9 protein-coding genes are annotated in these 13,335 nt (G+C 62.4%); 5 read left to right on the plus strand and 4 right to left on the minus strand.

The features are described 5' to 3' along the window. The first annotated feature begins 54 nt into the window (after window positions 1-54). From AMK02_RS06615 to AMK02_RS06625, 3 genes are all read left to right on the plus strand, one after another. On the plus strand, window positions 55-810 hold the full coding sequence (locus AMK02_RS06615) for a response regulator transcription factor (protein ID WP_405047712.1): 756 nt from the start codon (window positions 55-57) through the stop codon (window positions 808-810). After that, window positions 807-2,219: a sensor histidine kinase gene (locus AMK02_RS06620; protein ID WP_064801365.1), complete on the plus strand. Its 1,413-nt coding sequence runs from the start codon at window positions 807-809 to the stop codon at window positions 2,217-2,219. The genes AMK02_RS06615 and AMK02_RS06620 overlap by 4 nt, the downstream gene beginning before the upstream one ends. Window positions 2,220-2,354: 135 nt before the next feature. Continuing rightward, window positions 2,355-5,312: a bifunctional [glutamine synthetase] adenylyltransferase/[glutamine synthetase]-adenylyl-L-tyrosine phosphorylase gene (locus AMK02_RS06625; RefSeq protein ID WP_064801367.1), complete on the plus strand. Its 2,958-nt coding sequence runs from the start codon at window positions 2,355-2,357 to the stop codon at window positions 5,310-5,312. Here the strand turns inward: AMK02_RS06625 and AMK02_RS06630 are convergent. Beyond that, on the minus strand, window positions 5,309-7,612 hold the full coding sequence (locus AMK02_RS06630; protein WP_064801369.1) for a PAS domain-containing sensor histidine kinase: 2,304 nt from the start codon (window positions 7,610-7,612) through the stop codon (window positions 5,309-5,311). The genes AMK02_RS06625 and AMK02_RS06630 overlap by 4 nt on opposite strands. Before the next feature lie 190 nt (window positions 7,613-7,802). Then, window positions 7,803-10,451, minus strand: coding sequence for an aminopeptidase N (gene pepN / locus AMK02_RS06635; RefSeq protein WP_064801374.1), 2,649 nt, complete (start codon window positions 10,449-10,451; stop codon window positions 7,803-7,805). A 363-nt stretch (window positions 10,452-10,814) separates the two neighbouring features. Between pepN and AMK02_RS06645 the strand changes: the two genes are divergently transcribed. Together AMK02_RS06645 and AMK02_RS06650 are read left to right on the plus strand one after the other, a co-directional pair. Then, window positions 10,815-11,753, plus strand: a complete 939-nt coding sequence (locus AMK02_RS06645; RefSeq protein WP_064801378.1) for a DMT family transporter — start codon at window positions 10,815-10,817, stop codon at window positions 11,751-11,753. A 223-nt stretch (window positions 11,754-11,976) separates the two neighbouring features. Beyond that, window positions 11,977-12,849 (plus strand): hypothetical protein, encoded by an 873-nt coding sequence (locus AMK02_RS06650; protein WP_064801380.1) that lies wholly within the window; start codon window positions 11,977-11,979, stop codon window positions 12,847-12,849. Here AMK02_RS06650 and AMK02_RS31650 read toward each other — a convergent pair whose 3' ends face one another. Next, a complete protein-coding gene (locus AMK02_RS31650) occupies window positions 12,850-13,005 on the minus strand; it encodes a hypothetical protein (protein WP_167377185.1) in 156 nt (51 codons plus the stop codon). Between the two features lie 90 nt (window positions 13,006-13,095). Further along, window positions 13,096-13,287 (minus strand): hypothetical protein, encoded by a 192-nt coding sequence (locus AMK02_RS06655; RefSeq protein ID WP_064801382.1) that lies wholly within the window; start codon window positions 13,285-13,287, stop codon window positions 13,096-13,098. Window positions 13,288-13,335 lie beyond the last annotated feature (48 nt).

Below are 13,335 nucleotides of genomic sequence, written 5' to 3' on the forward strand. Positions count from 1 at the left end.
CAGGAGCCGTGCGGACCGAGGTCCGCGCGGCTCGTTTCTTCTGACCTTTCAAGGATGATCGCGATGAGCGCCGCCCCGCAGCAAGATGCTTTGAGCCTTGCCGAAACGCAGCCGGTGGGTAATGTCGGCCGCATGAAGATTCTCATCATCGAAGATGATCTCGAAGCCGCGGCCTACCTCACGAAAGCCTTTCGCGAGGCGGGCATCGTCGCCGATCACGCCAGCGACGGCGAGGCCGGCCTGTTCATGGGGTCGGAGAACACCTATGACGTCATCGTCATCGACCGCATGCTGCCGCGCCGGGACGGACTTTCCGTCATCAGCGAGTTGCGCCGCAAGGGCATCCACACGCCGGTCCTCATCCTCTCGGCGCTCGGCCAGGTCGATGACCGCGTGACCGGCCTTCGTGCCGGCGGCGACGATTACCTGCCGAAGCCTTACGCCTTCAGTGAGCTGCTGGCGCGCGTCGAAGTGCTCGGCCGCCGCAAGGGCACGCCGGAACAGGACGTCGTCTATCGCGTCGGCGATCTTGAACTCGACCGACTCTCCCACGAGGTGCGCCGCGGCGGCAAGGAAATCCCGCTGCAGCCGCGCGAATTCCGCCTGCTCGAATATCTGATGAAGAATGCCGGCCAGGTGGTCACCCGCACCATGCTGCTCGAAAATGTCTGGGACTACCACTTCGACCCGCAGACCAACGTCATCGACGTCCATGTCTCGCGCCTGCGCTCGAAGATCGAGAAGGACTTCAGCCAGCCGCTCCTGAAAACCATCCGGGGCGCGGGGTACATGATCAAGGACGAGGGATGAGCCGCTTCAGGGTTCTCTTCAAGTCCACCGCAGTCCGCCTATCGGCACTCTACATCCTGCTATTCGCCATCTGCGCCGCGACGCTCGTCTTCTATGTGACGGCGATGTCGGAACGGCTGCTGACCGGCCAGATCCGCGACGCCGTCCGGCAGGAGGTGGAGCAGGTGCAGCGCGCCTATGACACCGGCGGCATGAACCTTCTGCTGCGCACGATGGAGCGGCGTGCCCGCCAGCCGGGCGCCAATCTCTACATCATCGCCGGTCCCTCGGGGGATATTCTCGCCGGCAATGTCGCTTCGGTGCAGCCTGGTGTCTTCGAGGAGGTCGGCTGGACCTCGGCTCCCTTCGCCTATCAGCGTTATACAGACGGTGGTGGTGTCGAGCGCCGGCACAAGGCGATCGCCAACATTTTCGTGCTCGACAACGGCTTGAGAATTCTGGTCGGCCGAGACCTCGGCGATCCCGAGCGTTTCCGCCTGCTGGTGCGCCAGGCGCTAATGGTGGCTTTGGCGATCATGGGGCTCGGCGCGATCATCATCTGGTTCGGCATCGGCCGCAACGCGCTCAAACGCATCGACCGCATGTCGGATGCGAGCAAGAAGATCATGGCGGGCGATCTGTCGCAGCGCCTGCCGGTCGGCGGATCCGGCGATGAATTCGATCGGCTGTCTATGTCGCTGAACACCATGCTCGAACGCATAGAGAAGCTCAATGAAGGCCTGCGGCAGGTCTCCGATAACATCGCCCACGATCTCAAGACCCCGCTGACGCGGCTGCGCAACAAGGCCGCCGACGCCCTCGATATGGCCGATGGTGAAACGCGACGAACGGCGCTCGAAGGCATCATTTCCGAATCGGATCAGCTGATCCGCACCTTCAACGCCCTGTTGATGATCTCCCGCGTCGAGGCCGGATCGGTCGCGGCGGAGATGTCGCCGGTCGAGCTTTCGGCAATCGTTTCCGACAGCGCCGAGCTTTACGAACCGGCGGCTGAAGAAGCCGGTCTCGGTCTCAGTGCCAGCGTCGAGCCTGGCATCGAGGTGCAGGGCAATCGCGAGCTGATCGGCCAGGCGATCTTCAACCTGCTCGACAATGCGATCAAATATTCCTCCGATACGGAAGGGGCGGGCGAGGTGTCGCTCAAGCTTGCCCGCCATCCGGACGGCATCTGCCTGTCGGTGGCCGACCATGGCCGCGGCATTCCGGCCGACAGGCGCGACGATGTGGTGAAGCGCTTCGTTCGCCTCGATGAAAGCCGTTCGAAGCCGGGCACCGGGCTTGGACTCTCGCTGGTCGAAGCAGTGATGGAACTGCATAACGGCCGACTGGAGCTCTCCGACACCAATCCCGACAAGCCCGAACAGCGCGGACTGACCGTCAGCATGATCTTCCCGGCCAAGGCTGCCTGAAGGTCTTGTCCGAATTGCGATAGGCTGAATCGCGTATTGGCGGTTTTCCGCCTAGGCCCTAAGTTAATTCGGAACGGAGGCGGCGAGCGCGATTCCGGGTAATCGTCACTTCTTTTGCAGAGCCAGGGAGAGCGCATGCTGACGAAATCGACGCATGGCCTGAAGGATGTCGCCGAAGGGTTGCTGCGTCCGCTGAGCCAGACGGAGCTGAAGCTGGCGCTGGCCGATCTTCAGGAGGCCGGCAAAAGCGAGCCGTCAGTCGCGGCGATGCTGAAGACGGGAGGGCGGCTGCGCGATTTCATCGCCGCCGTGCTGTCGCTGTCGCCCTACCTGCGCGAAATCGTCAGTCTCGATCCCGCCATCCTCGCTGGCGCCATCAATGAACCGCTGGAGCCGCAGATCGAGGCACTGATCGCCGAGGCGCGCGACTGCTGGCGGCCGGACGGCGAGGGCACCGCACCCGCGGAATCTGTGGTGATGAGCAGGCTGCGCATCATCAAGCGCAAGGCTGCTTTCCTCGTTGCCGTTGCCGATCTCTCGCGCATCTTGGACGGACGTGCGACGACGGCCTGGCTCAGCCGGCTTGCCGAAGCGTCGGTTGCGGCCGCGATGGACCATCTGCTGCTTTCGGCGCATGAGGGTGGGAAGCTCAGGCTGCGCGATCCGGCGCAGCCAAGCGAGGGCTCGGGCCTGATCGTGCTCGGCATGGGCAAGCTCGGCGCGTCCGAACTCAACTATTCCTCCGATATCGATCTCGTCGTCTTCTTCGACGAAGAGGCCGGCATCGTGCCCGACCCGGATGATGCGATCGAGATTTTCCCCAGGCTGATGCGCCGGCTGGTGCGCATCCTGCAGGAGCGCACCGCGGACGGTTACGTCTTCCGCACCGATCTCAGATTGCGTCCCGATCCCGGCTCGACGCCGCTGGCGATCCCGGTTGACGCGGCGATGATCTATTATGAGGGCAGGGGCCAGAACTGGGAGCGGGCGGCTTTCATCAAGGCGCGCGCCGTGGCCGGAGACCTTGCGGCCGGCGGCGAGTTCCTGCGCGGGCTCGGCCCTTTCGTCTTCCGCAAATATCTCGATTACGCGGCAATCGCCGATATCCACTCGATCAAGCGGCAGATCCACGCGCACAAGGGCCATGGTGCGATCGCGGTCAAGGGCCATAATGTCAAGCTCGGCCGCGGCGGCATCCGCGAGATCGAATTCTTCGTCCAGACGCAGCAGCTGATCGCCGGCGGCCGCATGCCGGCGCTGCGCGGCCGGGCGACGGAGGAGACGCTCGGCGAACTCACCAAGGCGAAATGGATCGATGCGCAGACGCGGGACGAACTGACGGAGGCCTATTGGTTCCTGCGTGATGTCGAACATCGCATCCAGATGGTGCGCGACGAGCAGACTCACCTCCTGCCGGAGACCGATGCCGACCTGAAGCGCATTGCCTTCATGATGGGCTTTTCCGACACGCCGAGCTTTTCCGAAAGGCTGGTCGGCGTACTGAAGACGGTGGAGCGGCGGTATGCCCGTCTTTTCGAACAGGAGACCAGGCTTTCCACTGAAACCGGAAACCTCGTCTTCACCGGCCAGGGCGACGACCCGGACACGCTGGAGACGCTGAAGAAGCTTGGCTTCACCAGGCCATCCGACATTTCCCGCATCATCCGCACCTGGCACTATGGCCGCTATCGCGCGACGCAATCGGTAGAGGCGCGCGAAAGGCTGACGGAGCTGACGCCCGAGTTGCTGCGTGTCTTCGGCGAAAGCAAGCGCGCCGATGAGGCGCTGCTGCGCTTCGACAGCTTCATCTCCGGCCTTCCCGCCGGCATCCAGCTCTTCTCGCTGCTCGGCAGCAATCCGGCGCTCCTGTCGCTGATCGTCAACATCATGTCCTCCGCACCCCGGCTTGCCGAGGTGATCGCCGCCAGGCCGCATGTCTTCGACGGCATGCTCGACCCCGGCCTGATGGCCGAGCTGCCGACGCGCGACTATCTCGGCGAGCGCCTGAAGGGCTCGCTTGCTCAGGCGCGCCATTATGAGGAAGTGCTCGACCGGCTGCGCATCTTTGCTGCCGAGCAGCGCTTCCTGATCGGCATCCGCCTGCTCACCGGCGCAATCGATGGCGCAATGGCCGCCCGCGCCTTCACCCATCTCGCCGATCTCATCATCGCAGCCGCACTCGATGCCGTGACGAGCGAGATGCGGGCCGCACACGGCGATTATCCCGGTGGTCGCATCGCCATCTCAGGCATGGGCAAGCTCGGCAGCTTCGAGCTGACGGCAGGTTCCGATATCGATCTGATCCTGCTCTATGATTATGACGACGCGGCTTCCGAATCCGATGGGCCGAAGCCGCTCGATGCGACGCGTTATTTCACCCGTATCACCCAGCGACTGATCGCCGCCTTGTCTGCGCCGACCGCCGAGGGCGTGCTTTATGAGGTCGACATGCGGCTGCGCCCCTCCGGCAACAAGGGCCCAGTCGCAACCCGCATCAATGCCTTCGGCAAGTACCAGCGCGAGGAGGCCTGGACCTGGGAGCACATGGCGCTCAGCCGCGCCCGGTTGATTTCGGGCGATGAAAGCCTGATCGCCGAGGCGGAGCATATTATCAGCGAGGTGCTGACTTCAGATCGCGACATCGCCAAGGTGGCGCATGACGTTGCCGAGATGCGCGAACTGATCGACAAGGAAAAGCCGCCATCCAGTCTATGGGACTTGAAGCAGATCCCCGGCGGCGTCATCGATCTCGAATTCATTGCCCAATATCTGGCGTTGATCGCGCCAACGAGGGACGTCGGCATTGCCGTGAACGGCAAGAGCACCGGCGAAGCTCTTAAGCTGCTCGGCGACCGACTGATGTCGGCGGCCGACCTCGACATCTGCCTCGAAGCCTTTGCGCTCTACACCAGTCTTTCGCAGCTGATCCGGCTCTGCATCGAGAGCGAGTTCGACCCGAACGATGCGCCGGCCGGCCTCATCGAGCTCGTCTGCCGTGCCGGCGACTGCCCTGACATCAGGACCCTGGAAGGAGAGGTGAAGCGGCTTTCGAAAGCGGTGAGAAAGATATTCGTCAATACCGTGAAAGCTTAGACATCATCCGGAATGCGCAGCGAGATTACCGTGCCCACCGCCTCCCGGGAGCGGATCTTCATGCGGCCGCCATGCAGCGAGGTCAGCGAGCGCGAGATGGCAAGTCCGAGGCCGGAGCCGCCCTTGCTCTTGGCGTACTGGCTCTGCACCTGTTCGAACGGCTGGCCGATTTTCGAGAGCGCCGAGCGGGGAATGCCGATGCCGGTGTCGGCGATGGTGACGAAGACGGCGCCGTCGACGCGGCGCGTGCGCACCGCGATGCGGCCGCCATTGTCGGTGAATTTCACCGCATTGGAGAGCAGGTTGAGCAGTACCTGTTTCATCGCCCGGCGGTCGGCCGTCAGCGTCAGGCCCGACGAGATGCGCTGTTCGATGACGATGTTCTTTTCGGCGGCCGGAATGGCGGTGAAACGCAGGCTTTCCTCGATCAGCGGCACGAGGTCGATGCGCTCGCGGTGCAGCTTCAGGTGGCCGGCCTCGATCTTCGACATGTCTAGAATGTCACTGATGACGTTGAGCAGATGTTTGCCGCTATCATGGATATCGCGGGCATATTCGTCGTATTTCAGCGAGCCGAGCGGCCCGAACATCTGGTTCTGCAGGATCTCGGAGAAACCGAGGATGGCATTGAGCGGGGTGCGCAGCTCATGCGACATGTTAGCGAGGAATTCCGACTTTGCCTTGTTGGCGGCTTCGGCGCGCTCCTTCTCCGCCTGATAGTTGGCGTTCGCCGTCGAAAGCTCGGCCTTCTGCAGCTCCAGCGTCTGACGCGAGGCGGAGAGATCGCCGATCGTCGCCATCAGCCGGCGTTCGGATTCCCGCAGCCGCTCCTGATGACGTTTCATCAGCGTGATATCGGTGCCGACCGAAACGCGGCCGCCATCGCGCGTGCGCCGTTCATTGATCTGCAGCCAGCGCTCGTCGGCAAGCTGCACCTCCGTCGTGCGCCCCGAGCCGTCGGCATCGGCGACCCGCCGCTCGATGACCGGGCGGGCGGCGGCGGCATTGACGATCGAGCGTTCGGTGCCGGGCACCAGCACGTTGTCCGGCAGGCCGTAGGCTTCCTGGAAATGCGTGTTGCACATGACGAGCCGGTCGTTCTTGTCCCAGAGTACGAAGGCTTCGGAGGTGCATTCGATGGCGTCGGCGAGCCGCTGGTCGGCTTCGGCATAGCGCTGGGCGAGGCGATGCTGTTCGGTCACGTCCATGGCGATGCCGATCAGGTGCATGCGGCCGGAATTGCTGCGGATCACCTGGGCGCGGGCGCGCATCCAGACATAGTGGCCGCCGGCATGGCGCATGCGGAAGATCTGGTCGACCTGGCCGGAATGGCCGTTGGCGATGGCGCGCGCGATTTCGTAGAGACCGCCGTCATCCGGATGCATCAGTCGCGCGGCCTCGCCGAACCCCAGTGTCTTGTCCGAACCCGGCAGGCCGAGCATGTCGTACATCGAGCGCGACCAGAAGAATTCGCGGTTCTCGAAATCGAAATCCCAGAGGCCGCAACGGCCGCGCGACAGCGCCGTCTCGACGCGCAGGTTCGACTCCAGGAAGATATCGTCGGCGTCGCGGGCGCGTTTCACCTGGGTGTAATAGGCGTAGAGGATGACGAGCAGGATCGAGGATATGCCGGCAAACAGCGTGACGTTGAGCGCCAGCTCCTCGCGCCAGACCTGACTGATCTCCTCAAGCGAGGTGGCGGCGACGATATAGCCGCCGGTATTGCCCATCAAGGTGATCTCGGCATAGTGCGGCACGCCGCCGATCGTGGTTTCGATGACGCCGGCACGATCGCCGAAACGCCGGATCGCCGAGACCTCCGGGAAGAAATCGCCGACATTGCTGCCGACATGCGAGAGCCCGGCGGTCGTTGCGGCAAAAACCTTGCCGCTGGCCTGCACCAGCAGCACGAAAGCACCGCTGTCCAGCCGGTCCTGCGGCAGGTACTTGGTGAGGCGGGTCTGCGCCTGGCCGACATCGCCACTGTCGAAGATCTGGGCCGCATCGGCAAACACGGCCGAGGCAGTGGCCGCCGAGAGCGCGGTGGCATGGCGGGCGGAAGCCTCGAGTCGGGCATACTCGCTCGCCATGCCGAAGAAATGCGAGGCGGCGACGACGGAGAGGAAGGCGATGATCAGCGCCGGAATGGTGCGCTTCAAGATGAGTTCCGCCTTCGGCAGATGACGAAGAAGCGGTTCCGATGCCGCATGACCGGAAAGGCTGTTTCGCCAAGCTTTCAGCCCGTCAAAATCGACACGCAGCCGTCCTCCGGCCACGGTTGCCCGTCGCACGTCCATCATCTCTTCGCCTTGTCCCTCGTGTGATTCGCGCGCCGCTCGCCCGAACCTGACCTAGAGAATCATGGGTGATTCGCCTTGTCCAGAGGCAAAGGTAAAAATCCGTTAACTATTTATATTTCTATTTTTTTTGCGCGATTCGAATCACGGGCGGGCCGGCCGCCACGTCCTGCGCGGCGGCCGGTTCGGCAAATTACCCTTTAAGCGTGCGCTCGACGATGTCGCGGACGTCAGTGGAAAGGTTGGGCGCCTGTTCGATCCTGCTCAATGCGGCGCGGGCGTGATCGGCGCGCGTCGGCTCCAGCGAGCGCCAGGAGCGCATCGAGGTCAGAATGCGGGCGGCAAGCTGCGGGTTGCGCTCGTCGATTTCGAGAATTTCGCCCGCGAGAAAATGATAGCCTTCGCCATCGGCACGGCCGAAACCGGTCGGATTGGCAAAGGCGAAGGTGCCGACCAGCGCCCGCATTCTGTTCGGATTGGTCCGCCTGAAGAGCGAATTCTCCATGAGGGCGCGCACCCGCTCCAGGGTTTTGGCGCCTGGAATGCCGGCCTGAATGGAGAACCATTTGTCGATGACGAGCGCGTTTTCCGCAAAGCGGTCGCGGAAGGCGGCCAGCGCCTGACCCGTCTCTGCACTCTCGGGGAAATGATGGACGAGAAGCGTCAGCGCATGGCTGAGATCGGTCATATTGTTGGCCGCATCGAAGGCGGCCTTGGCGCGAACCGGTGTCTGCTCGGCATAGGAGAGGTAGGTGAGGGCGCTATTGCGCAGCGCGCGCAAGCCGGCGCTTTTGGCATCCGGGCTGAAATCACCTGATGTCGTCATCGATGCGTAGAGGCCGGCAAAGATACTCTTTCCGGCATCGGCAATTTGTTTCAGAATCGCCTGCCGGCCGGTATGGATGGCGTCGGGATCGTTATTGCCGCCGAGTTCGCGGGCAACATCGGATTCGCTTGGCAGAGCCAGCGCCTGGGCGCGAAAGGCAGGCTCGAGGCTCTCGTCGGCGGCAGCCGCCACCAGGGTCTCGACGAAGGTCGCCTCGCAGGCAACCGGCTTGCCCTCACGCGCGTCACGGGCGGCTTTGAGAAGGTTCGGCAGCGCCAAATCGGTCAGCGCCTGCCAGCGGGAGAAGTGATCCGTCTCGTAACGGGCGAGGCGAGCAAGATCGGCCGGGCTCTGATCGAAATGCAGGTTGATCGGCGCCGAGAAGCTGCGGTTGATCGAGACGACCGGGCGTGAGCCGACGCCGTGGAATACCGCCGTCTGTGCGCGGCTGGTCAGGTGCAGCACCTCGCCGGAATATTCCGCGCCGCTGACCGCGCTCGGCTCGATCTTGCCGCCATTTTCGCCGAAGAGCGCGAGGCTGAGCGGAATATGCATCGGTTCCTTGCTCGACTGGCCGGGTGTTGCCGGGATCATCTGTTCGAGCGACAGGGTGAAGGTGCCGGCTGCCGGATCATAACCGCCCGATGCGGTGACCAGCGGCGTGCCGGCCTGATGATACCAGAGCGAGAATTGCGTGAGGTCGCGCCCGCTTGCATCCTCGAAGCATTTGACGAAATCCTCGATCGTCACGGCCTGGCCGTCATGGCGGTCGAAATAGAGGTCCATGCCCTTCTTGAAACTGTCTTTGCCGATGAGCGTGGCGATCATGCGCGTGACTTCGCTGCCCTTCTCGTAGACAGTCCGCGTGTAGAAGTTGTTGATCTCGCGATATGTCGTCGGCCGCACCGGATGGGCCAGAGGGCCGCCATCCTCCGGAAACTGCTCGGATTTCAGGTGGCGCACATCGGCGATGCGCTTGACCGGGCGCGAGCGCTGATCGGAGGAAAATTCCTGGTCGCGATAGACCGTCAGGCCTTCCTTGAGGCACAGCTGGAACCAGTCGCGGCAGGTGATGCGGTTGCCCGTCCAATTGTGGAAATATTCATGCGCGATGACCGCTTCGATATTGGCGTAGTCGGCATCGGTCGCGGTCTCGGGATCGGCTAGGACATATCTGTCATTGAAGACGTTGAGACCTTTGTTCTCCATCGCGCCCATGTTGAAGTCGGAGACGGCGACGATCATGAAGATGTCGAGATCATATTCGCGCCCGAACCGCTCTTCGTCCCACTTCATCGAGCGCTTCAGCGCATCCATCGCATAGGCTGCGCGGGTCTCCTTGCCGTGTTCGACATAGATCTTCAGCACCACTTCGCGACCGGACATGGTAGTGAAGGTGTCTTCGACGACGCCGAGATCGCCGGCCACGAGGGCGAAGAGATAGCTGGGCTTCGGATGCGGGTCGAACCAGGCGGCGAAATGCTTGCCGGGGCCATAGCCGGCGCCGCCGAGGAAATTGCCGTTCGACAGCAGCAGCGGGTTGGCGTCCTTGTCGGCGATGATGTTGACCGTGAACGGCGCCAGCACGTCCGGCCGGTCGGGGAAATAGGTGATGCGGCGGAAGCCTTCCGCCTCGCACTGGGTGCAGTAGATGCCGCCGGTGCGGTAAAGGCCCATCAGCTGGGTATTGGCTTCAGGATTGATGATCGTGGTGATCGTCAGCTCGAAGGGAGCGCTCTCCGGCAGGTCGCGCACTGTCAGGCTTTCCGGCATCGCGTCATAACGTGAAGGGTCAAGCTCGACCTGGTCGAACAGCAGCCCCGCCAGCGTCAGCTCGTCGCCGTCGAGCACGATCGGCGCCGCAATGTCGGCGCCCGGACGACGATGAAAGATGAGCCGCGCTTCGACCTTCGTCTCCGTCGGATCAAGTTCGAATGTCAGGTCCACGCGTTCCAGCACGAAGTCGGTGGGACGGTAATCTGCCAGATGAATGACCTGGCCGGTATCTGTTCGCATGGTGTTTCCTGAAGACCGTTATTTGACAACCGCGGATACAGAGGCGGGCGCACTCTGCCTAAATTGCCGGGCATGATTACATTAAAGTCTGAACTAAAGTTAAAGCAAATTGCCGGCAAACGCGAAGTTCGCAGGCAAAATATCTATTGGAAGCGGATGAACGTGGCTGTCGGCCGAAGGTGCTATATCGGATCGAGCGCCGCAGCGTCGCTCTCCCGCCTGACCAGTCGGATTGGATGCGAAAAGTGATAAATTTTCGCCCATCTCGGATTTTCTTTAGCTAGGATGACAGACGTCACTCGCCGCGTCCCCGAGTCGGACGCGTCTCCCCGTTCCTGTTGAGTCAGCATCAGAGCCAGGATCATGCACTCGGTTCTCAGAAACCCGATGAGAGGCATTGCGCTGAAAGTCTCGTCGGTCGTGGTCTTCCTGGCCATGCAGACCTTCATCAAGCTGGCCGGCCCGGACATCCCGCCGGGCCAGGTCACCTTCTGCAGGTCCTTCTTCGCGCTATTCCCGATCATGGCCTCCCTCGCTTATATCGGCCAGCTGCGCGCCGCCTTCCACACCGCCAATCCGGTCGGCCACCTGAAGCGCGGCACGATCGGCATCCTGTCGATGGCTTTCGGTTTTTACGGCCTGCTGCATCTGCCGCTGCCGGAGGCGATCGCGCTCGGCTACGCCTTGCCGCTCGTCGCCGTTATCTTCGCCGCGGTTTTTCTCGGCGAGACCGTACGCATCTATCGCTGGAGCGCCGTTCTGGTCGGCATCGTCGGCGTCGCTATCGTCTCCTGGCCGAAACTGACGCTGTTGCGTGACGGTGGCATGGAAGCCGAACAGGCAGTCGGCGCACTTTGCGTGCTGCTCTCGGCCGTTCTCGGCGGCATGGCGATGATCCAGGTGCGTCGTCTCGTCGAGGAGGAGAAGACTGCGACGATCGTGCTGTATTTTTCACTCACCGCGTCGGCCTTCTCGCTGGCTTCCCTTCCTTTCGGCTGGCTCGTCCTGCCATGGCCGTCGGCGCTTTATCTGGTCGCTGCCGGCTTTTGCGGTGGTGTCGCCCAGATTCTGCTGACGGAAAGCTATCGCCATGCCGATGTCTCCACCATCGCGCCGTTCGAATATACCTCGATCCTGCTCGGCGGTATCGTCGGCTACTTCGTGTTCGGCGACGTACCGACCGTCACCATGCTGATCGGTACCGTCATCGTCGTTGCCGCCGGTATCTTCATCATCTACCGCGAGCATCAGCTGGGCATCGAACAGCGCGAGGCGCGCAAGGCGACGACGCCGCAAGCCTGACGCTCTGACCGGCATTAACGCGAAGATTGCCTCCGTGTGAGGCTTGCTTCCGGTGAGCGAAAGGAATGGCGAATTCTTGGGATGGCGTCGACCCGCGGAATATGATTGTTGAACATGAGAAACTATCATTTATTCAACGCTATGCATGACTGATAGGCCGCTTTGCGGCTTCGATATTACTGCTCCGAACGCTGGCCTGCGAGCGGAGGTGGAGAAAAGCATAATGGCATTCACGGCGGAGCAATTGGCGGGGAACTGCTCCTTTCTGATGAGCATCCGCTTTCTGGCTGGGCAGACGCGCGGCATGTTCGACGCCGGTCCACGTTTGGCGCGACTGCTCGCCTCGCATCAGCGCTGGCTCCTGACTCAGACCGCCTATGCCCTCCACCTGGAATTTGATCCGCGCGACCCGACGTCGGGTTTCACCGCCGTTCGGCTGACCGGTCGCATCACCGCACACAAGGTGGCGAGCCGCAACACCGTGCTCGCCTTCATCGAAGAACTCTATACCTACCGTTTCATCACCCACACACCTGGCGACGAGCGGCGCCGGCCACGACATTTTGAACCGGCCAGTGTCAGCCACCAGGCGATGTTCGGCTGGATCTACGCCAATCTGGCCGCCCTCGACCTGCTCGACGGCGGCGAAAGGGCGACCTTTTTCCAGGCAAATCCAGCATTGATGAAGCTCGTTCAGCCGCGCATTGCCCGCCATTGCCTGGAAGATGCCGCCTGGCGGGAGCCGCCGGAGCAGGTGGCACAGTTTCTCTGGACGGAAGCCGGCGGCCTCGTCGTCGACAACTTCATCAGCCGGATGGATATCGAGAACACCGAGTCCGACAGGTTTGTCGTCGGCCGCGTCGAAACCCGCGCGCTCGCCGCCGATTTCATGATGTCGCGGACGCACCTGCAGCGGCTCTTGGCAAAGGCGGCGCAGCGCGGCTGCGTCGGCTGGCATGACGAGCCGCGCAAGACGCGGCTCTGGATATCGCGGGATTTTGTCGAGGAATATTGCGCCTGGCAGGCCGTCAAGTTCGCCTACGTCGACGAGGCCTTCGAATGGGCGAAAACCCGGATCGAAGAATTGGCGGTCTGATCAGAGAACGATCGCCGCTGCACTCGCGCCGAAATCGGAGACGCCATCGACAGGCCTTACCCGCTCGCGTTCATACTCCCGTGCGGCGCAGACCGCGGCGCGGATATGCTCGAAGGTTTCAATGTTGCGAAGAATGGATAGCAGGATCGTCGACATGTTGGCTTACTCTGATACGGAGTGCACGCTTCGTTAAATCGAAGCCGGTGCGCCCCCCGAAAAGACGCACGGGGCTGTGGTGCCCGCCACTCAATATTGCTGGAAGTCGGAAAAAATAGCGTTCGGACGCGCTGTGCGGCCGTTGATGCCGGTGCCGCGGGCAACCATCTGCTCGTTCGCGGCAAAGCCGAAACGGCTATAGCCCTGGGTGGAACGAATCTGGTCGCCGGCGAGGCGAAGGGTTTCAAACCCGCAATGGATAGGACGAAATCGCTTGTTCATGGCCTTGGTTCCTGTAATTCCTCCCAAGACACCCCTTTATATTGCAGT

Origin of the sequence: Rhizobium sp. N731, from assembly GCF_001664145.1 — a bacterium.
Taxonomy (GTDB): Bacteria; Pseudomonadota; Alphaproteobacteria; order Rhizobiales; family Rhizobiaceae; genus Rhizobium; species Rhizobium esperanzae.